This is a genomic window from Actinokineospora spheciospongiae (genome assembly GCF_003182415.1).
Classification (GTDB): Bacteria; Actinomycetota; Actinomycetes; order Mycobacteriales; family Pseudonocardiaceae; genus Actinokineospora; species Actinokineospora spheciospongiae.
The window spans coordinates 198,491-216,568 of the sequence record NZ_QHCP01000001.1 but is presented as its reverse complement, the minus strand read 5'-3'; the positions used below and the strand labels follow the sequence as shown (position 1 = coordinate 216,568).

The 18,078-nt window shown below is 73.8% G+C and carries 18 protein-coding genes; 9 read left to right on the top strand and 9 right to left on the bottom strand.

The features are described from left to right. Positions 1–54: 54 nt before the first annotated feature. The 5 genes from DFQ13_RS00905 to DFQ13_RS00885 are packed head-to-tail and all read left to right on the top strand — an operon-like array spanning position 55 to position 4,574. On the top strand, positions 55–822 hold the full coding sequence (locus DFQ13_RS00905; RefSeq protein ID WP_110078435.1) for a hypothetical protein: 768 nt from the start codon (positions 55–57) through the stop codon (positions 820–822). Beyond that, positions 819–1,982 carry a hypothetical protein gene (locus tag DFQ13_RS00900; protein ID WP_233438209.1) on the top strand — a complete coding sequence of 388 codons (1,164 nt, stop codon included), beginning with the start codon at positions 819–821 and terminating at the stop codon, positions 1,980–1,982. The genes DFQ13_RS00905 and DFQ13_RS00900 overlap by 4 nt, the downstream gene beginning before the upstream one ends. Next, positions 1,979–3,004, top strand: coding sequence for a GNAT family N-acetyltransferase (locus tag DFQ13_RS00895; RefSeq protein WP_110078434.1), 1,026 nt, complete (start codon positions 1,979–1,981; stop codon positions 3,002–3,004). Before DFQ13_RS00900 ends, DFQ13_RS00895 begins: the two co-directional genes overlap by 4 nt. Next, on the top strand, positions 3,001–4,038 hold the full coding sequence (locus DFQ13_RS00890; protein ID WP_110078783.1) for a GNAT family N-acetyltransferase: 1,038 nt from the start codon (positions 3,001–3,003) through the stop codon (positions 4,036–4,038). Before DFQ13_RS00895 ends, DFQ13_RS00890 begins: the two co-directional genes overlap by 4 nt. Continuing rightward, positions 4,035–4,574 carry a hypothetical protein gene (locus DFQ13_RS00885; protein ID WP_110078433.1) on the top strand — a complete coding sequence of 180 codons (540 nt, stop codon included), beginning with the start codon at positions 4,035–4,037 and terminating at the stop codon, positions 4,572–4,574. The genes DFQ13_RS00890 and DFQ13_RS00885 overlap by 4 nt, the downstream gene beginning before the upstream one ends. A 49-nt stretch (positions 4,575–4,623) precedes the next feature. Here DFQ13_RS00885 and DFQ13_RS00880 read toward each other — a convergent pair whose 3' ends face one another. Continuing rightward, on the bottom strand, positions 4,624–5,799 hold the full coding sequence (locus DFQ13_RS00880) for an LLM class flavin-dependent oxidoreductase (protein WP_110078432.1): 1,176 nt from the start codon (positions 5,797–5,799) through the stop codon (positions 4,624–4,626). A 98-nt stretch (positions 5,800–5,897) separates the two neighbouring features. Then, entirely contained in the window at positions 5,898–6,332 is a 435-nt protein-coding gene (locus DFQ13_RS00875) for a DUF1707 SHOCT-like domain-containing protein (protein ID WP_052020864.1), read from the bottom strand. 103 nt (positions 6,333–6,435) lie between these two features. Here DFQ13_RS00875 and DFQ13_RS00870 point away from each other — a divergent pair, with 103 nt between their 5' ends. Then, positions 6,436–7,077, top strand: a complete 642-nt coding sequence (locus DFQ13_RS00870) for a TetR/AcrR family transcriptional regulator (protein ID WP_110078431.1) — start codon at positions 6,436–6,438, stop codon at positions 7,075–7,077. A 1-nt stretch (position 7,078) separates the two neighbouring features. Here DFQ13_RS00870 and DFQ13_RS00865 read toward each other — a convergent pair whose 3' ends face one another. Next, entirely contained in the window at positions 7,079–8,095 is a 1,017-nt protein-coding gene (locus DFQ13_RS00865; RefSeq protein ID WP_219994197.1) for an LLM class flavin-dependent oxidoreductase, read from the bottom strand. Between the two features lie 137 nt (positions 8,096–8,232). Here DFQ13_RS00865 and DFQ13_RS00860 point away from each other — a divergent pair, with 137 nt between their 5' ends. From DFQ13_RS00860 to DFQ13_RS00850, 3 genes are all read left to right on the top strand, one after another. Continuing rightward, positions 8,233–9,108, top strand: a complete 876-nt coding sequence (locus DFQ13_RS00860) for an NAD-dependent protein deacetylase (RefSeq protein WP_110078429.1) — start codon at positions 8,233–8,235, stop codon at positions 9,106–9,108. 130 nt (positions 9,109–9,238) lie between these two features. Next, entirely contained in the window at positions 9,239–9,970 is a 732-nt protein-coding gene (locus DFQ13_RS00855; protein ID WP_110078428.1) for a GNAT family N-acetyltransferase, read from the top strand. Between the two features lie 93 nt (positions 9,971–10,063). Beyond that, positions 10,064–11,203 (top strand): hypothetical protein, encoded by a 1,140-nt coding sequence (locus DFQ13_RS00850; RefSeq protein ID WP_146240996.1) that lies wholly within the window; start codon positions 10,064–10,066, stop codon positions 11,201–11,203. 173 nt (positions 11,204–11,376) lie between these two features. Here DFQ13_RS00850 and DFQ13_RS00845 read toward each other — a convergent pair whose 3' ends face one another. From DFQ13_RS00845 to DFQ13_RS00820, 6 genes are all read right to left on the bottom strand, one after another. Continuing rightward, the gene (locus tag DFQ13_RS00845) at positions 11,377–12,582 is read right to left on the bottom strand and encodes a hypothetical protein (RefSeq protein ID WP_110078426.1); all 1,206 of its coding nucleotides are present in this window, start codon (positions 12,580–12,582) and stop codon (positions 11,377–11,379) included. After that, on the bottom strand, positions 12,579–14,090 hold the full coding sequence (locus tag DFQ13_RS00840) for an alkaline phosphatase D family protein (protein WP_110078425.1): 1,512 nt from the start codon (positions 14,088–14,090) through the stop codon (positions 12,579–12,581). The genes DFQ13_RS00845 and DFQ13_RS00840 overlap by 4 nt, the downstream gene beginning before the upstream one ends. A gap of 506 nt (positions 14,091–14,596) precedes the next feature. After that, positions 14,597–16,102 (bottom strand): bifunctional 3-(3-hydroxy-phenyl)propionate/3-hydroxycinnamic acid hydroxylase MhpA, encoded by a 1,506-nt coding sequence (gene mhpA / locus DFQ13_RS00835; protein ID WP_110078782.1) that lies wholly within the window; start codon positions 16,100–16,102, stop codon positions 14,597–14,599. A 79-nt stretch (positions 16,103–16,181) separates the two neighbouring features. After that, a complete protein-coding gene (locus DFQ13_RS00830; protein ID WP_110078424.1) occupies positions 16,182–16,718 on the bottom strand; it encodes a hypothetical protein in 537 nt (178 codons plus the stop codon). Continuing rightward, positions 16,715–17,224, bottom strand: a complete 510-nt coding sequence (locus DFQ13_RS00825; protein ID WP_146240994.1) for a hypothetical protein — start codon at positions 17,222–17,224, stop codon at positions 16,715–16,717. The genes DFQ13_RS00830 and DFQ13_RS00825 overlap by 4 nt, the downstream gene beginning before the upstream one ends. A 72-nt stretch (positions 17,225–17,296) precedes the next feature. Next, a complete protein-coding gene (locus DFQ13_RS00820) occupies positions 17,297–17,977 on the bottom strand; it encodes a hemerythrin domain-containing protein (protein ID WP_110078422.1) in 681 nt (226 codons plus the stop codon). Between the last annotated feature and the right edge of the window lie 101 nt (positions 17,978–18,078).

Here is an 18,078-nt window from a genome sequence, read left to right as displayed (position 1 = left end):
CTTGCTCCGGGGGCGGGTTTGAAAACCGGCATCGGTCGGGATAGCTTGCGCGGCATGGTCAAAACCGGTGTCGACGCGCTGTGGCGTACAGCATACCGGCGAGTGGTGCGGTCGGCTTTCGCCACGGTCCCGTTCTACCGGGAGCGCTGGGCGCTGGGTGGTCGCACCGAACCGCGACTGGGCAGCGGGTCGGCCGAGGGCGCGGTGTCCACCGAGGACCTGGTGCGCGCGGTGGTCGACCTGGCCCCGCTCGCCGGTGGGCCGACCGGGTTCGACCCGGTGCGCGGGCTCGGCGGGCTGCTGCCGCTGGCCCGGCCGACCGCGGGCGACGGCCTCTTGGTCGCGCTGGAGCACCCCGGCGCCCGCCCGGTCTGGGACCTGCCGCGCGGCTGGCGCGGTTGCCTGGTCGACGCCGAGGTGGACGACCCGGCGCTGCCGGAGGTCGGCGCGGCGCTCGGCGCCGGGCGCCCGGTGGTCGCCGTCGGACCGGACAAGGCGCTCGACGGGTTCACCGACCGCGTGCCGGGCGGCGACCGGGTCCACCGGGTGCCCCGGCGCACGCTCGACCGGCTCGACAGCGGCCCGTACGGCGTCCTGCACGACCCCGTGCTGGGCTACCTGGGCGTGCTGCGCGACTGCGGCCTGTGGCACCTGGACTGGACCCGCGTGTACGCCCGCCGCACCCGGGCGGGCTTGGCGTTCACCCTGCTCCGGCAGCGGTCGCCCCGACTGGTCGACGCCCTGGTCGGCGGCGGTGTGCCCGGCCGCGTCGAGTGGTGCCCCCGGCACGCGACCCCGGTGGTTCGGACGGTCGCGGGGTGACCACCGTCGAGGTGCACGACCCGCGGTCGGACCCGGAGCCGACCGGGTGGCGGCGGTTCCAGAAGAAGGCGCGACTGCTGCCGGTGTGGGACTACCGGCTGCTGGGCATCGAGGCGTGGCTCGCGCGCAACCCGCCGGTCCTGGCCGTGGCGCGCGAGGGTGAGGAAGCCGTCGGCGCGTTCGTGGCCATGGTGTGCCGGACCGTGCGCGAGCGCGCCTACGCCCCACCGCCCGACGCCCCGCGCCGCGGCTTGGCCCCGCGCTGGGTGGAGGTCTACCTGCCCGCCCTGAGCGGCCACTCCGCCTGCGTGTTCCTGCCCGGTGTGGACGACGACCGCAAGCGGGCGGCGGTGCTGGCGTTCGAGCGGGCCGTGGTCGACCGGCTCGGCCCCGGCCTGCTCGGGGTCGTCTACCGCGCGGTGGACCACGGCCTGGGTCCGGTGCTGTCCGGGCGCGGCCGGGTCACGCGGGAGATCGATCCGGTGGCGGTGCTGTCCGGCGTGGGCAGTGCCGAGGCGTGGGAGCGGGGGCTGCCGGACGCGGTGCGCGAACGACTGGGCGCGGGTTCCCTGCGGGTCGAGTCGGCGGCGGCACGGGCGGACCTCGACGGCCGGGAACTGGCCACGCTGCTCAACGACCACCGCGCCCGGCAGGACGCGCGGGCCTGGCGGGAGGGGCAGCGGTCCCGGGTCGGCGGGCTGCACCTGGACACCCGCAGCCGGATCGCACCGTCCTACTTGGACGCGCTGGTGCGCCGCCCGGACGTCGTGACCACCACCTACCGCACCGCCGGAGGCGAACTGGCCGCGTTCTCGGTGCTGCTCGACCACGAGGAGGGCGCCGCGTTGCAGCACTTCGCCGCCCGGCCCGGCAGCGGCCTGTGGGTCGACGCCTGCGCCAGGGCCGTGCGGCACACCGCCGACCGGGGGCGCCCGCTGCTGACCGCGGGCCGCACCCTGCTCGACCGCAAGGCCATGCTGGGCTTCGGCACCCGACCGCTGGTGTCGGTCGCCGTCCCCCGACCGTTCCTGGCCAGGCAGGGTCAGCACAGGCAGGGGCAGCAGAGGCAGGGGCAGCAGAGGCAGGGGCAGCAGAGGCAGGGGCAGCAGAGGCAGGGGCAGCAGAGGCAGGGGCAGCAGAGGCAGGGGCACAGCAGATGACGACAACCGTGCCGACGCGGGCGTTGACCGCCACCGTGCTCGACCCCCGCCGCGACCCGGAACCGCCGGGGTGGGAGGGGTTCCGGGTCCGCCACGGCCTGCCCGCGCCCTGGGACTACCGGCTGCTCGGCGTCGAGTCGGCGCACTCCCCCAGCCCGATCCTGCTGACCCTGCTGCACAGCGGGGGCGACCTCGTCGCCGCGTTCGGGTGCATGGTCGTGCGCCCGGTCCGCTTCGGCCCGACGCTCGTCGACACCCAGTTCCCCTGGCTGTCCGGGGTGCCGAGCTGGGTGTTCGACGACGGGCTGGACGCGGCCGACCGGCTCGCCGCCCGGCGCGTCTACGAGCGCGCGATCACCCGGCGGCTGGGCGTGTTCTGCGCGGGCGTGGTCTACCGCAACGCCGCACCGGACGGGGTGGGGCTGCTCGCCGGGCGCGGGCGGCTGGCCAAGGAAACGCTCGGGACCTCCGTGCTGGACAACACCTTCACCGACTTCGAGGGCTGGCTGCGGAGCCTGACCAAGAGCAGGCGCAGCAGCGTGCGCGGGCAGGTCAAGAAGGTCGCCGCCGACCCGGACCTCGTCGCGCGCACCGACAGCGACCGCGACGACCTCGACGGGGAGGTCCTGGCGGACCTGCTGCGCAGGCACCGCGCCCGGCTGGGCGTACCCCGCTTCGACTGGCGCGGCGGGGTTTCCGGCGCGTACCTGCACGAGCTGGTGCGCCGGTCGGACGTGGCCACCACGACCTACCACGACACCGCGGGCACCCTGCTCGCCTTCGCCACCGCGCTCGACAGCCCGGACCTGGTGTTCCACCAGCACTGGGCCGCGCTGCCCCCGGAGGAGGGCGGCCGCAAGCACCTCTACTACGAGGGCTTCACCCGCGTGGTCCGCTACGCCGTCGAGCGCGGCCGACCGGCGGTGACCGCCGGGCGCGGGATGGCGGAGGTCAAGGCACAGCTCGGTTTCACCTACCGTCCGCTGCACACCGTCGCCGCGCCGAGGCCGGTGTGCCGGTGAGCGCGGTGGAAGTCCTCGACGCCCGGTTCGACGCCGAGCCGGACCACTGGCCGGAGCTGACGGCCCGCGCCGGGCTGCGCGCGGACTGGTCGTGGCCGGTGCTGGCCGCCCAGGCGTGGGCCGCGCGGGTGCCGCAGTTGGTGACGGTCCTGCACGGGTCCGGCGGTCCGACCGGGGTGGTGGCGTCGGGGTTCGTCGGACCGACCACCCGCCGCCACCGGTTCGTCGGACCGCGCCGGGCGGGCGGGCTGGGCGGCCTGGACGTGCGCGCGCCGGGCACCAGCGCCGTACCGGGCTGGTGGTTCGACACCGACGACGGCCACGGCGGCGTGCACCGGCTGCTCGCGGAGTTCCTGCCCGGCATCCGCCGCGAACTCGGCGCGGGCGTGTGCGCGGCGCTGCTGCGGCAGGTGCCGGAGGAGGCGCTGCCGCTGCTGGAGAAGCGCGGCAGGCTCGTGCGCAAGACCGAACCGCTGGCCCACCTGCGCGCGGTCGGCGACCGGGACGCGTGGCTGGCCACCCTGCCGCGCAAGCGCCGCCAACACCTGCGCAGGCTGTTCGACACGATCGACGACGACCCGACCATCACCGTCCGCACCGGCGGCGCGGTCGACCCGACCCGGGCGGCGGAACTGCTGCGGGTCAACCTGGAGACCCACCGGGACGTGCCGATCATCCCGCTGCCGCAGTTCACCGGCCAGCTCACCGCGCTGCTCGCGCGCCCGGACGTGTTCACCATCGCCTACACCGACCCCCGCGACGACACCCTGCTGGCGCTGGGCGTGCTGCTCGACCACCCGGAGTTGCCGCTGGCCCGGCACTGGTCGGCGCTGCCGGAGGACGAGGGCGGCCGACCCGGGCTGTACTTCCACTTCTACGGTGAGCTCATGCGCTGGCTCCACGACACGGGCAGGCCCCGGGTGTCCCTGGGCAAGAAGATGGTCGACCTCAAGCGCTCCATGGGCGCGGAGTTCACCGACCAGTACGCCGCCGCTCTGCCGCTGGTGGGCCTGGCGCTGCTGGGCCTGCCGTGACCGTGCTGCTGGCCGGGGCCAACCCGGCGGTCACCCTGTCCGAGGACGGGGAGCCCACGGTCTTCGCGTCCCTGTGGTCGGTCGACTGGTCGGTGGCGGGCCGGGGCACCGCGCTCGTCGTGTGGCACCGGGGAGCCGTGCGCGTGCTGACCACCACCCCGACCCTGGGGACCTGGCTGGAGCGCACCTTCGTCCGCCACTTCCCCGAGACCGAACACCTGCCCTGGCCCACCCCCACCGTCGAGGCCACCCCGGTCACCTGCCACATCGACCTGGCCACCGGCGTCACCGCCCACGCCGCCGACGTCACCCTCACCATGTCCGACCCGATGCACCACCGCCCGTTCACCACCGACGCCTTCCACCTCGACGGCGTCCCGCACGGCCTGACCCTGCTCCTGGCCCCGATGCGCACGGCGGCGGTCACCATCGGCGGCACCCCGGTCCCCGGCCACGTCACCCACACCGGCCCCGACGACCGCCCCACCTCCTCGGCCTTCGCCACCACGGCCGAGGTGTGGACCCGGGAGGGGTGACGCGCACCGGGGGCCGGAAGCCGCCGTTGTCCGCACCACCCCTCGCAGCTCAGTCCGTGTCGAACTCGCTGATCAGCTCGCCGGTGAGGCGGATGCTGGTGGTGACCTCCTCGTCGCCGAGGTTGCCCATCTGGTGCAGGCACAGCAGGCGGTCGATGCCCAGGTCGGCGTAGGCGCGCAGCTTCTTGCGGCAGGTGTCGGGGCTGCCGACGATCAGGGAGTTCTGCGCGCTGAGGATGTCGAACAGCTCGTCCTCCGGCACGTCCTCGCCGCCGAGGATGCGGCCGATGAGCATGGCCGCGGGGGTGGGGGCGTCGCCCGCCTCGGCGCGCAGGAAGTCGCCGGTGGCGCCGCCGCCGTCGGGGGCGGCGAGCAGCTTCTCGTTGCGCTCCATGGCGAGGCGGAAGTCGGTGGCCGCCTCGAAGAAGGTCAGCGCGCGGGTGCTGTACCAGGCGGCGGCCGCGGCGGCGCCGTTGCGCATGGCCTGCTCGTCGGTCTCCGCGCAGTGCACGAAGGTGAAGAAGCCGACCTGGTTGTTGACGAACGCGCCCGCGGGTTCGGTGCACGCCTCGGCGGCGGCCCGGTACAGGCCGATCATCCGCTCGGCGCGCTCCAGCGACTCCCACATGGTCGTGCCGAGCACGCCGACCCCGCGCCTGCCCGCCTCCTCGAACGACGCCGGGCTGGCCGCCGCCTGCCACAGCGGCGGGTGCGGGGTCTGGTACGGCTTGGGCAGGATCGGCACGTCGTCGATGGTGAAACCGTCGCCGTCGTGGGAGAAGCGGTCGCTGGTCCACATCTTCGGGATCATGTCGAAGGCGGCCGCGGTCTGCGGGCGCACGTCGTCCTTGTCGATGTTGAACAAGCGCCACTCGGGCACGGTGGACCGGGTCAGCCCCAGCTCGACCCGGCCGCCGCTGAGGTGGTCGAGCGTGGCCGCCCGCTCGGCGACCCGGATCGGGTGGTTGAACCGGCTCGGCGCCAGCACCGCGGAGTGCCCGAGCCGGATGCGGCTGGTGCGCTGCGAGATCGCGGCCAGCACCATCTCCGGTGCCGACGACAGGCTGAACTCCTCGGCCCCGTGGTGCTCGACCTGCCACCAGCAGCCGTAGCCGAGCTCGTCGGCCAGCTCGGCCTGCGCCAGAGCCTGGCGGAACCGGAGCTGTTCCTGATCCGGACCCCAGGGGCGGGGGTTCTGGATCTCGTTGAAGATGTCGATCTTCATTCGCGTGCCTCTTCCTCACCGGACGGCGGTGTCCTGGAGGAGTCAGCGCGTGCGGGCCGCGCGTTAGGGGCAGCGGGCGAGTTGTCGCGAACCTGGTATCAACCCCGCCAGGCGGGGGTGCGGCGGGCCTGCTTGGCGGCGTGCGCGGTGGTGGCGCGGTAGGTGACCGCGGCGATGGCAATGGTCGGGATCAGCAGCCAGACCGGCCAGAAGTGGACGTCGTCGCTGAGCTGGAAGCGGACCAGGGCCCAGACGGCCAGGTTGATCACGAGGGTGACGGTCCACCACAGCCAGACGATGCGGACCCACTTCGGCGCCGACGACCGCCGCTCGGTGCGGGCGTGGGACACCGCGGGCAGGTCGGTGAAGATCTTGGCGAGGTCGCCGTAGGTCGTCGCGCGGTTCACCCCGTCGAGCCTGGTGTCGTACTCGGTCAGACTGAGCCTGCCCTGGGCGTGCGCGGCGCGCAGCTCCTCGGCGGCGCCGCGCCGGTCCTCGTCCGAGATCCGCATGTTCCGTTGCTGCTGCGCCATGCCCGCACGTCCCCTTCCCCGATCTGACACGCCAACGTGTCACAATATCTGACACGAAACCATGTCAGTAGGCTGCGGACATGGTCAAGCGAAGGCAGAACCTGTGACCGGGGTCACCACCGATGGCCGCCGCTACGGTGGCCGCGACGCCGGGCAGCGCCAGGCCGAGCGGCGCTCCCGGCTGCTGGCCGCGGGGTTGGAGCTGTTCGGCACCGACGGCTACGCCGCCTCCTCAGTGAAGCAGGTGTGCGCGGAGGCCGGGCTGACCCAGCGCTACTTCTACGAGTCGTTCACCGAGCGCGAGCAGTTGCTCCGCGCCGTCTACGACAAGCAGGCCGCCCTGGTGCGGGCGGCCGTGGAGACGGCCGTGGCCGCCGCGGGCGAGCAGGTCGAGAACCGCGTCCGGGCCGGGCTCACCGCGCTGGTCGACACCATGTCCGCCGACCGGCGCCGGGCCAGGGTGATGGTCATCGAGATCGTCGGCGTCAGCCCGGAGCTGGAGGCCCGCCGCCGCGAGGTGCTGCACGCGTTCGTCCGCTACATCGCCGCCCTGGTGCCCGAGGAAGCCGAGACGCTGGCGCCGCACCAGTTGGAGACCGGGGTGATGGTGCTCGTCGGCGGGGTCAACGAGGTGCTGGTGGACCAGACCCTCGGTTACCGCTCGGCCACGACCCCGGAGCTGGTGGAGATCATCACGGCGCTGTTCATGGGCGGCTTCCGGGCGCTGGGCACCCGGTCGGGGTAGGTCACGCGGTCGGTCGCCACCCCAGCGCGGGTCCGAGGTGGGTGGCGACGTCGGTGAGGATCTGCACGTGGTCCTCGTGCTCGAAGGTGAACGGCAGCGCGAACGCCACCTCCGTGACCTGCTGGAACGCCGCGTTCTCGGACAGCCGCTCGGCGATCTGCGCGGACGTGCCGACCAGGTCGCGGGCGTACACCACCCGGGCCGGACCCTGCGGCTCGGCGGTGCGCGGGGTGCGGCCTGCCACGTACTCCTCGTACTTCGCCCGCTGCGCCGGGGTCGCGGAGTCGGTGGGGATCACCACCAGGCCCTGGGAGACGCGCGCCCGGTCGCCCAGCGGGTGGTGCTCGCGGAACCGCAGGACCTGCGCGAGCTGGATGCTGTCGAAGTCCTGTTCGGTCTCACCCGCGCGGACGACGTTGCTGGTCAGGAAGTTCAACCCCTGCTCACCGGCCCACTGCGCCGAGCGCAGGCTGCCGCCGCCGTACCAGAGGCGCTCGGCCAGCCCCGCCGCGTGCGGCTCCACCCGGTCGGAGAACACCTCGATGCCCTCGGTGCCGCTGAACCCGGTCACCTTCTCCCCGCGCAACGCCGACAGCAGCCGCTCCGCGCGGCGGTAGCTGAAGTCCTCGACGTCGGCGGTGTCCGGGTACAGCGCGTCCTTGAGCCGGTCGTAGTGCATCGGCGGGCCGACGCTGACCCCCGGGTTGAGCCGCCCGCCGGAGAGCACGTCGACCGTCGCCAGGTCCTCCGCCAGCCGGATCGGGTTCTCCCAGCCCAGCGGGATCACGGCGGTGCCCAGCGCGATCCGGCTGGTGCGCTGGGTGGCCGCGGCCAGCAGCGCCACCGGCGAGGAGATGCCGTGCTGCAGGTGCCGGTGGCGCACCCACGCGCTGTCGAACCCGAGCCGCTCCCCCAGCTCGATGACCTCCAACGTGGACTCGTGCCCCGGTCGGGGGTCGTCCGGGTCGAACAGCCCGATCGTCAGGAAGCCCAGCCTCCGCAAGGGTTCCGCACCCACCACGCCACCTCCGCCGTCCACGGTCCGCTGCCGCCAGTCTCCCCCGTCCGCGCCCGCGATCCACCGAGTGGGAAACCCCTGGTGGGCAGGCCCGTCAGCACGGGCGAGCACTGGCCGCGCGGACGTAGGATGGACGCATGCGCACCCGGCCGACCCTGAGCTGGACGGCCAGCGGACCGCCGCTGCCCAGGACCACCCGACTGGACGAGGTGGTCGAGCTGGTGGACCGCGGCGGTGTGCTGGTGCTCAGCGGCGCGGGCCTGTCCACCGAGTCGGGCATCCCGGACTACCGGGGCGCGGCGGGCAGCCTGCGCAAGCACACCCCCATGACCTACGGGGAGTTCGTCGCCGACCCCGACGCCCGCCGCCGCTACTGGGCGCGCAGCCACGTCGGCTGGCGCACCATCGCCCGCGCCGCCCCGAACGCGGGCCACCGCGCCGTCACCGCCCTGCACGCCCGCGGCCACCTCACCGGCGTGATCACCCAGAACGTCGACGGCCTGCACCAGGCCGCGGGCACCCCCGACGTGGTCGAACTGCACGGCGGCCTGGACCGGGTCGTCTGCCTGTCCTGCCGCGAACCCACCCCGCGCGAGGACCTGGACCGCCGCCTCGCCGAGGCCAACCCCGACTTCTCCGCCGAGGCCGCCCCGATCAACCCCGACGGCGACGTGGACCTCGACGACACCGCGGTGGCCGACTTCCGGGTGGTCGCCTGCCGCACCTGCGACGGCGTCCTCAAGCCCGACGTGGTCTTCTTCGGCGAGAACGTCCCCCGGCCGCGGGTCGACCTGTGCAACGCCCTGGTCGACGCGGCGGCCTCGGTGCTGGTCCTGGGCTCATCGCTGACCGTGATGTCCGGCCTGCGCTTCATCCGCCGGGCCGCCACCACCGCCACCCCCGTCGCCATCATCAACCAGGGCGAGACCCGCGGCGACCAACACGCCACCCACCGGGTCGACCTGCCCCTGGGCCACGCGCTGACGGAACTGCGGAGCAGGCTCTCCGCCTGACCCACCGCCACCCCCGCCGGAGCGGGGCAGCTCCCCCGCCTCCCGGGCAGTGGGATCACCCACGGCGCGGAACACCGGGCAGTGCGGGCGGGTTCACCCCGGTGTCGGAACGAGGGACCGGAGGAGCGCGATGGCGGCCGAGCGGGCGCTGGACAACGCCGAGCGGGTACTGGACAACGCGACCTGGGAGTCGCTGACCGGGGCGCACGCCCAGCTCGCCGAGCGGCACGGCCGGGTGGTCCGCTACCCGGCGGACGTCTCACCGTTCGCGGCCGTGCGGCCCGGGGTGTCGGCGTGGGACGAGGTCGCGGAGCTGGCGGGCGCGGGGAACGAGATCTTCATCCCCGGCCTGGACACCCCACCCCCGGGCTGGGAGACAACGCTGTCCATCCCCGGGGTGCAACTGGTGGACGCCGGGGTCGAGGGAGCCGCGGACCCCGAGGCCGTGCGGCTGGCGGTCGCGGACGTGCCGGAGATGCTGGCCCTGGCGCAGCGCACCCGACCCGGCCCGTTCCTGCCCCGCACCATCGAACTCGGCACCTACCTGGGCATCCGCCGGGGCGGGGAACTGGTCGCCATGGCCGGGGAACGCCTGCACCCGCCCGGCTGGACCGAGATCAGCGCCGTCTGCACCGACGAGTCCCAGCGCGGCCAGGGGCTGGCGACCAGGCTGGTGCGCGCCCTCGTCGCGGGCATCCGCGAGCGCGGCGAACGCCCGTTCCTGCACACGCCCGCGACCAACACCAACGCCATCCGCCTCTACCAGGCACTCGGCTTCCACCTGCGCCGCAGGGTTTCCTTCACCTCCGTCCGCGTCCCCGAGCCCGTGGCGGGCTCTCCCGGCGCCCTCACCCGACCCTAGGGACCGAGGAACTTTTCGGATAACGCTCTTGTTTGAGTAACGGCATTATGTATACCTTGTGTCACGTCCTGATCACCCGATGAGAGGACCGTGATGCGCGCAACCCTGGTCCCCGCGGTGCTGCTGGCAGCCACCGCCCTGCTCGGCACGGAGGCCACGGCGGTCGCCGTTGCCGCACCCACCCTGCGAGAACTGCCTGCTCCCTCCCCCGACCACTCCGCCTCGGCCCTCGGGGTGACCCCCAGCGGGCTCGTCGTGGGCAACGCCCGGCAGGCGGATTCCTTCGACCAGCAGGCGGTGACCTGGCGCGGCGGCAAATTGCTGCCGCTCGACCCCAACCCCAGCCAGGCCATCGAGTTCAACTCCCGCGACCAGGTGGTGGGCACGCGCCGGGTCGGCGGCGTGTCCTCGGCGGTGCTGTGGTCGGGTGGGCGCACGACCGACCTGCTGCCGCCCGGGGCGGTCTCAGCGGTCGGCCTGGGCATCTCCGAGGTCGGCGAGGTGCTGGTGCGGGCCGTGACCGAGTCCGGGCCTGGCTACCTGTTCGCGACGTGGCGCGCCGGGGTCTGGCGCACCATCTCCACCGACGGCCACCTGGGGCGGATCGGCCCGCGCGGGGACGTCGCCGTGTCCTCGGACTCGGGCACGCACGTGTACCGCGCGGGCAGCGGCGCGGCCGTCGCCGTGCCCAACCCGTTCGGCGGGGGCTACCCGCCCGAGCCGACGGGGATCAACGCCCGCGGTGACGTGCTGTTCGACCTGGTGGTCCCGGAGGGCGGCTACCGGGTCGGCTTCTGGCGCGACGGGGTGCTGACCGACATCGGCACCCTCGGCGGCAACCAGGCGGTCACCAACCTGCCCGGCGTGGGCCGCGGGCCGTACCTGAACGACGCGGGCGAGGTGACGGGCACCTCCGAGACCGCGAGCGGCGCCTACCACGCGTTCCGCTGGCGCGCGGGCACCATCACCGACCTGACACCGGCCAGCCCGCTGCCCTCCACCGCCAACAGCATCAACCAGGCCGGGCAGGTCGCGGGCACGCAGGCCGTCGAGGTGGGCGGCGCGCGCACGAGCGGCGGCCGGATCTGGCCGCGCCACGGCGTTCCGGTCGAGTTCGCGCCGACCGGCGCGCAGCGCTCCGTGGGCTGGCTGGCGATCGCGCCGTACAGCCAGTGGGTCGTGGGTGCGGACAACGGCCCGAACTCCCCCCGCCGCGCGATCAGTTCCCGCTAGTCGCTCCCGGCCCGGAACACCGCTGCCCCCGGCGCGCACGCGGCGGGGGCAGCGGTGGGTCTGGGATCAGCGGTTGCCTCGGGCGGGCTCGCCCGCGAAGCGGTCGCCCAGCCCTTGGCGAGCACGGGGGCGATGAACGGCGACTCGTCCGTGTTCCGGTCACCCGGAGCCGGTCACCAGGTGCTGTTCAGCAGCCCGGTGCCCAGGTAGACCTGGTCCGCCCCGTTGCCGTCGTTGTCGTCGGTGTAGGCGACGGTGAGCTGACCCCACGCGTCGACGCCGAGGGCGGGGTGTTCCTGGCGGCCGGTGGCGGTCTTGACCGCGGCGAGGCGGGGCAGCCTGCCGGTGGCGGTGCCGTCGGCGTTGAGGCCCTGGGCGAACACGTCCTGCCCCGCGCTCCAGGCGACGGCGACGCCGCGCTGGTCGTCGATGCCCACCTGGGGGTCCGCGCCCGCCAGCACGGTCTCCGCACCCGCCGCGCCCGCGGCGGTGAACGAGCGGACAGCGGTCGCGGCGGTCCCGGTGTGGTCGGTCTCCCAGGCCACAGCGAAGTCACCGGCGAAGTTCGCCGCGACCGACGGGTGCCGCTGCTGGCCCGCGGTGGTCGCGTTGGCGACCCCCTGCGCCCGCTTGACCCCACCGGCCGGGGTCAGCACCTTGAGGCCGACGTTGAACGAGCCGTTGGCGTCGCCGTCCTCGTCCCACACCACCACGGCGTTGCCCGCCGCGCCCACGGCCACGTCCGGGCGCTGGTGGGTGCCACCCGCGGCGTGGACCTGGGCCTCGTAGGTCTTCGACGTGACCGACGCGAAGCCAGCGACGCGGACCGTGGGCGCGGTCGCGGTCTGCTCGTCCTCCCACACCACCGCGAAACCCGCGCTGTCCGGGTCGGCGGCCACGGCCGGGTCGAGCTGCTGGCCGTCGGAAGAGGCGTTGGCGGTCGCGGAACCGGAAACGGTGCCGTCGGTGCGGACCGCGCGGACGGCGATGTTGTAGTAGCCGTTACCGTCGCCGTCCGTGGCCCACACCACCACGGCGCTGCCGTCGTCGTGCAGTGCCACGTCCGGCTGCAGGTGGGTCCAGTTGCCGGTGCCGCCCGCCGACAGCTTGGTCTCGTAGCGGGACACGCCGTCCTTGAACAGGCGGAGGAAGACCTCGCTGTGCAGCGCGTCCCCGCCGTCGCGGTCGTCCTCCCAGGCCACGGCGGTCCAACCGTTGCGGACCGCGGAAACCGCGGCGTTGTGCTGGTTGCCGGTGGAGACGGAGTTGGCCGTGGTCCAGGTGATGTCAGCGGGGGTGGTGCCCGCCGCGGCGGCGGTGTGGGTGGTGAGGGCGGCAGTCAGCAGCGCCGCCGCCAGCACGGGGATCGTCTTGTTCACGGCGCCTGCAATCCGGGGTTGTCGGCCTCGATGACGTAGCTGCCCACGGTCTTCACCGGGTAGTCGCGCGCGGTGACCCGGTCGACCGCGCGGAAGTCCACCGCCATCCGGGTCGAACTGGTGACGGTGCGGACGTAACCGCGCAGGTTCTTGTGGAACTTCACATGCGGGTTCAGCGCGGAAAGCCCGTTGTCCGAGGCGTTCCCGTCACCACCGGAGGTGACCGACGTGGTCACCAGCTCGGTGCCGACGACCCGGTCCTGCGCGGTGTAGTCCCGCATCAGGTTCGACGCCCACGAGCGGTGCACGTCGCCGGTCAGGACCACGGTGCCCCGGTTGCCCTGGGCGTCCCACCCGCGCTGGAGCCGATCGCGGTTGGCGGTGTAGCCGTCCCAGGCGTCCATGCTGCGCGCGCCGTCGGCGGAAGCCAGCTTCTGCGCGAAGAACACCTGCTGGCCCAGGAAGTCCCAGGTGCCCAGCTTCTGCCGCATCCCGTCCAGCAGCCACGCCTCCTGCGCCGCCCCGGTCAGCGTGCGGGTCGGCGCGTCGGCCTCCGGGCACACCTTGCTGCCGTCGCCGCAGGCCTGGTCGTCGCGGTACTGGCGGGTGTCGAGCATGTGGAAGGTGGCCAGGCTCCCCCACCGGATGCGCCGGTACAGCCGCATGTCCGCCCCGACCGGCACCTGCGCGGCGCGCAGCGGCATGTGCTCGTAGTACGCCTTGTACGCGGCGGTGCGGCGGGCGCGGAAGTCACCGGCGGGCGAGCTGTCGTTGCGGACGAGCCCGGCGTAGTTGTTCTCGACCTCGTGGTCGTCCCAGACCGGCACCCAGGGCGCGACCGCGTGCGCGGCCTGCAGATCCGGGTCGGTCTTGTACTGGGCGTGGCGGACGCGGTAGTCGGCCAGGTCGTCGATCTCCACGGTGGGCGCGTGCTTGCGCACGGCGGTGCTGCTCGCCGCACCCTCGTAGATGTAGTCGCCCAGGTGCAGGATCAGGTCCGGGCGCTCCTCGGCCATCCGCCGGTACGCGGTGAAGTAACCCGCCTCGTAGTGCGAGCACGACGTGAACAACATGGTCAGCTCCGGGCTGGTGCCCACCGCCGGAGCCGTCCTGGCCCGCCCCACCTGCGAGATGAACCCGGAGGCACGGAAGCGGTACCAGTACTCGCGGCCCGGCTGCAGGCCGGTCACCTCGACGTGCACGCTGTGCGCCGAGGCCCGCGCGGCGGTGGCGGTCCCGGACCGCACCACCTGGGTGAACCGCTCGTCCGCCGCCACCTGCCACTCCACCGGCACCGCCGTGTCGGGCATCCCGCCCAGGCCGTCGGCGTTCAGCGGGCTCGGCGCCAGCCGGGTCCACAGGACGAACCCGTCCGCCGCCGGATCACCCGAGGCCACGCCCAGGGTGAACGGGTAGCTGATCGCGTTGGCGGCGTGGGGCGCCAGGAGCACGGTCCCCACCCCGGTCAGGCCGCCGAGGATGAAAGTACGTCTCCGCAATGAGGTCACGGAGGACTACAAGTACGGGGCCCAGGTGATCCACAGCGGTCGTCGAGGTGGCCCCCGGCCGAACGCGGCCGGAACCCGGGGGGCTGCGCGCTGCTCGACGAAAGCTGACCCCTGCTTGGAGCCCGGTCCTTCGTCGGGGTGCCCGGTTGGGTGGATGTGCTCGGCTCGGCCGTCTCCGGCAAAGCCCGATCGTTTGGTGGGTGTGCCCGGCTGGGTGGATGTGTTTGGCCGGGGCCCCTATGGCGATCATGTGCTCCAGTGCGACCGGGTGGGGCTGAAAAGATGCCCCACCGCCCAGGCAGGCTGTCACATGATCGCCACCCCCGGCCAAACACATCCACCCACCCAGGCAGTTCGCTCGCCGGGCCGCCGGTTTGTTGGGTGGGCGGTTTTCGCTGCGCCGGTGAGATTCGGGGTGACTGGTGGCCGAGCTGGCGGTTGCGGGGGTCACCAGTTGTTGCTGCGCCGATGGGGTTCGAAGTGGCTTGTCGTTGGGCGGGTGGGTTCTAAGCCGAGAACAGTTCCACGCACGTGGGCACGTCCTGGCTCGGGAAGCCGGTGACGACGACGCGGTCCGGGCGGATGAGGGCGGCGCGGGAGCGGCCGAGCCAGCGGAGGAGTTCGGGGCACCCGTCCGCGCGCACGACCACCGCGCCGAGCCTGCGGGCCGTGGTTGCGGGGGCGGGTTCGATCGGTCCTCTGTGGATGATCCCGAAGGCGTCGCCGAGCACGTCGTCGAGGCGGCGGGGGCCGGTGGGGGTGGGGATGCGGGGTTGGGGGCACAGGGTGCCCGCCAGGCGGTCGCGCGGGCCGGTGCGGACGAGGGTGCCACGGCGCAGGCGGGGGGAGGTGGTCTTGAGGACCAGGTCGGTGACGCCGGGGATGCGGCCCGCGCCCGCGATCGCCCGCCTGCGGACGGTGGCGCCGAGTGGGCCGCCGCCGGTCATGGCCCAGCCGACGGCGACGGCGGTGCGGATCATCGTCGTGGCGTGGGGGCGGCGTTCGGGCTCGTAGGTGTCCAGGAGGCACTCGTCGGCGGTGCCGGTGAGGACGGCGGCGAGTTTCCAGGTGAGGTTGGCGGCGTCGCGGAGGCCGGAGCCCAGGCCCTGGCCGATGAACGGGGGTGTCAGGTGGGCGGCGTCGCCGAGGAGGAAGGTGCGGCCTCGGCGCCAGCGGTCGGCGACCTGGGCCCGGAAGGTGTACTCGGCCCGGCGCAGCACCTCGACCTCGGCGCCGCCGGTCCACGGGTGCAGGAGGGCGTCGAGGTCCGGGTCCGCGCTGGTCTCGCCTTCGCGCAGGCGGAACTCCCAGCGGTAGCGCTCGGCGCCCACCTGCATGAAGGTGGCGGCGCGGTGCGGGTCGCAGACCTGGTACACCCCGTTCCACACGTCCAACCGGGTCGGGCAGAGCACGTCGACGACCAGCCACCGCTCCTCGAAGCGCAGGTCGCGCATCGCGGCGCCGATGGTCGCTCGGGTGGGGCTGTTCGCGCCGTCGCAACCGAGGAGGGCGCGGGCGTCGACGTGGCCGACCGCCCCGGTGCCGAGGTCGCGGACGTGCACCCGCACCGGGTCGCGGGGGTTCGCCGGGAGTTGCGCGCGGACCACCTCGTGGCCGCCGCGCAGGTCGATCTCGGGGTGCTCCGCCGCTGCGGCGCGCAGCAACCGCTCCAGGTCGGGCTGGTCGAACAGGTTCGCCTGCGGCCAGCCGTGCGCGCCCTCCAGGCTGTCCCGGCGGAACTCGACGATCGTGCGCAGCCCGCCGTCGACCAGGCGCAGCCCGGCCACCGGTCGGCTGATGGCGCGGAACCCCTCCGCCACGCCCACCCGTTGCAGGATGCGCACCACCTCGTCGTCGAGGTGCACCGCGCGCGGCAGCGGGTAGACGTCGCGGTGCCGTTCCAGGACGACGCTGCGGACCCCGCGCCGGGCCAGCAGGATGGCCGAGGTCAGCCCGGTCGGCCCGGCGCCGACGACGACCACCGGCAGCGCTTCGGCGGGAGGCACGGTCATGGCGGCCACGGTACGGACCGCCACCGCTGAACCCGCCGGTGGACGACTCCGGGCGACCGGGGATTCCCCCGGGCGGGCGTCATCGGACCGGGGCGTGGGCGATCCCCGAGAGGCGCCAGCCGTCGGCGGTGCGGGTCACGGTGACGAGCACGCGCACCAGCGTCTCCGTCGGAGCGGTGGCGGACTCCGCCGTGACGCGGAGGGCGACGAGGACGGTCGCGGTGCCGCGGTCGGCGTCGACCTGTTCCGCCGCGGCGGCGAGGACGTGGCCGGTGGTGGACGTCCCGGCCGCGAGGAACCTCTCCCGGCTCGAGGTCCGCCCGGTGCGCAGCGAGTCGAGCAGGTCGCCGGTGGCGACCTGCTCCCAGGCGTCGTAGTCGGCGTCGAAGGTGGCGACCCGCAGCGTGTTCAGGACGCGCGCGCCGTCACCGCCCACCCGGACCACGTCGTCGCGGGTGGTGGCGGCCTCGCGGTCGGCGGGGGACCCGGTGGGCTGGACGGGAACGGCGGTTCCCGCGGTGGTCCGGTCCCCGAGCAGGACAGCGAACCCGAAGGCTGCCGCGACCAGGACGAGGGCGACCACGGCGACGAGCGCCCTGCGGTTCGGGGCGTTCACCGGGCACCCAGCAGGTCGATGGTGGACCCCTTGGCCTGCTGCCAACCGCTGTCGCCGCGGACCAGGGTCAGGACGAACTGCGCGCCCGCGGACTGCGGGGCCTCGCCCGGCCGCGCGCTGGACTGGGTCAGGAACAGCAGGACTTCGGCTTTCCCGGGGTCGAGGAGGCGGACCCCGGAGTGCGTGACCTTCGACGTCAGCGTCACCTGCTGTTCCCGCACGCTCTTCTCCGCCTGGTCGAGCAGATCGGTGTACTGGGTGATCAGGTCGCCGGTGATGAGGTCGGCGACCTCGGCGCGCTGCGCGGGCAGGTCTGCGCTCGAGTAGGAGAACAGCGCCTCGGTGATCGCCACCGCCCTGGCCTGCGCCTGGGCGGTCTCCGCGCGGTCGACGTGCGCCCGGTTGTCCGGCTGCCGCGCCGCGTCCGCGCCCAAGACCGTCAGCGGAAGACCGCCGAGGACCAGCGCGAGCACGATCCCCGCCTTGGAAAGCCCCCTGTTTCCCATGCGGAAGTAGTACCAGTGGCGGCTGGGGCCGTCCCCGCTTTCCGCAACATCGGTACCCGGGTGGAATGGGGCTCAGACCGCCGTGGTGCCGAGCCTGGCCGAGTAACGCCGGTAGTACGAGCGGCCGAACACGCGCCAGGCGATCTTGCCCTTGGCGGGGAGGTTGCGGAAGAACCAGTCCCCCTCCGCCGGGTCGGCGGCGTCGAGGACGACGCCGATGGTGACCATGCCGATGCGCGGGCTGGACGGCATCTGCTTCGGCCCCTCCGCCACCACCGATTCCCACTCGGCGACGTTGAGGTGGTCGAGCACGAGCGGGAACACCTTCTCCTCCTCGGCGTCCAGGTGCTCGTCGAGGTGCGCGGTGAGCCCGGCCAACTCCGCGGCGATGTCGGACGCGGTGGCGCGGTCGCCGCGCTCCGCCCAGGCGGCCACCAGGGGCGTCAGCTTCCGGATGCCGGCGTCGACCGCGCCGTGCTGGGCCTCCATCTCCCGGATCAGGGCCTCCTCCAGCGGTGCCCGCTGCTGCAGCAGCGGCCACAGCACCTCGTCCTCGCTGTGGTGGTGCGCGTGCAGGAGCAGCAGCAGGCTGCGCACGTGGTCGGCGACGGCGGCGGCGCGGGCGCGGTCCCCGTCGGCCACGGCGCGGACCTGCTCGGGCAGGAGGGCGAACTGCTTGCGCAGCGCCTTGTGGATGACGACCATCTGCCGGACCTCGGGCTCGTCCTCGGGTCCGTTCGGGTCGATGCGCATGGTTCCCCTCCCGCTCCACCGGTCGCCGCCCGACCGCTGGTGTCCTGTGCGCGGCCACCCTATTGACGCCCGCTTAAGCGCGGCCTGCTCCCGGCTTGCCC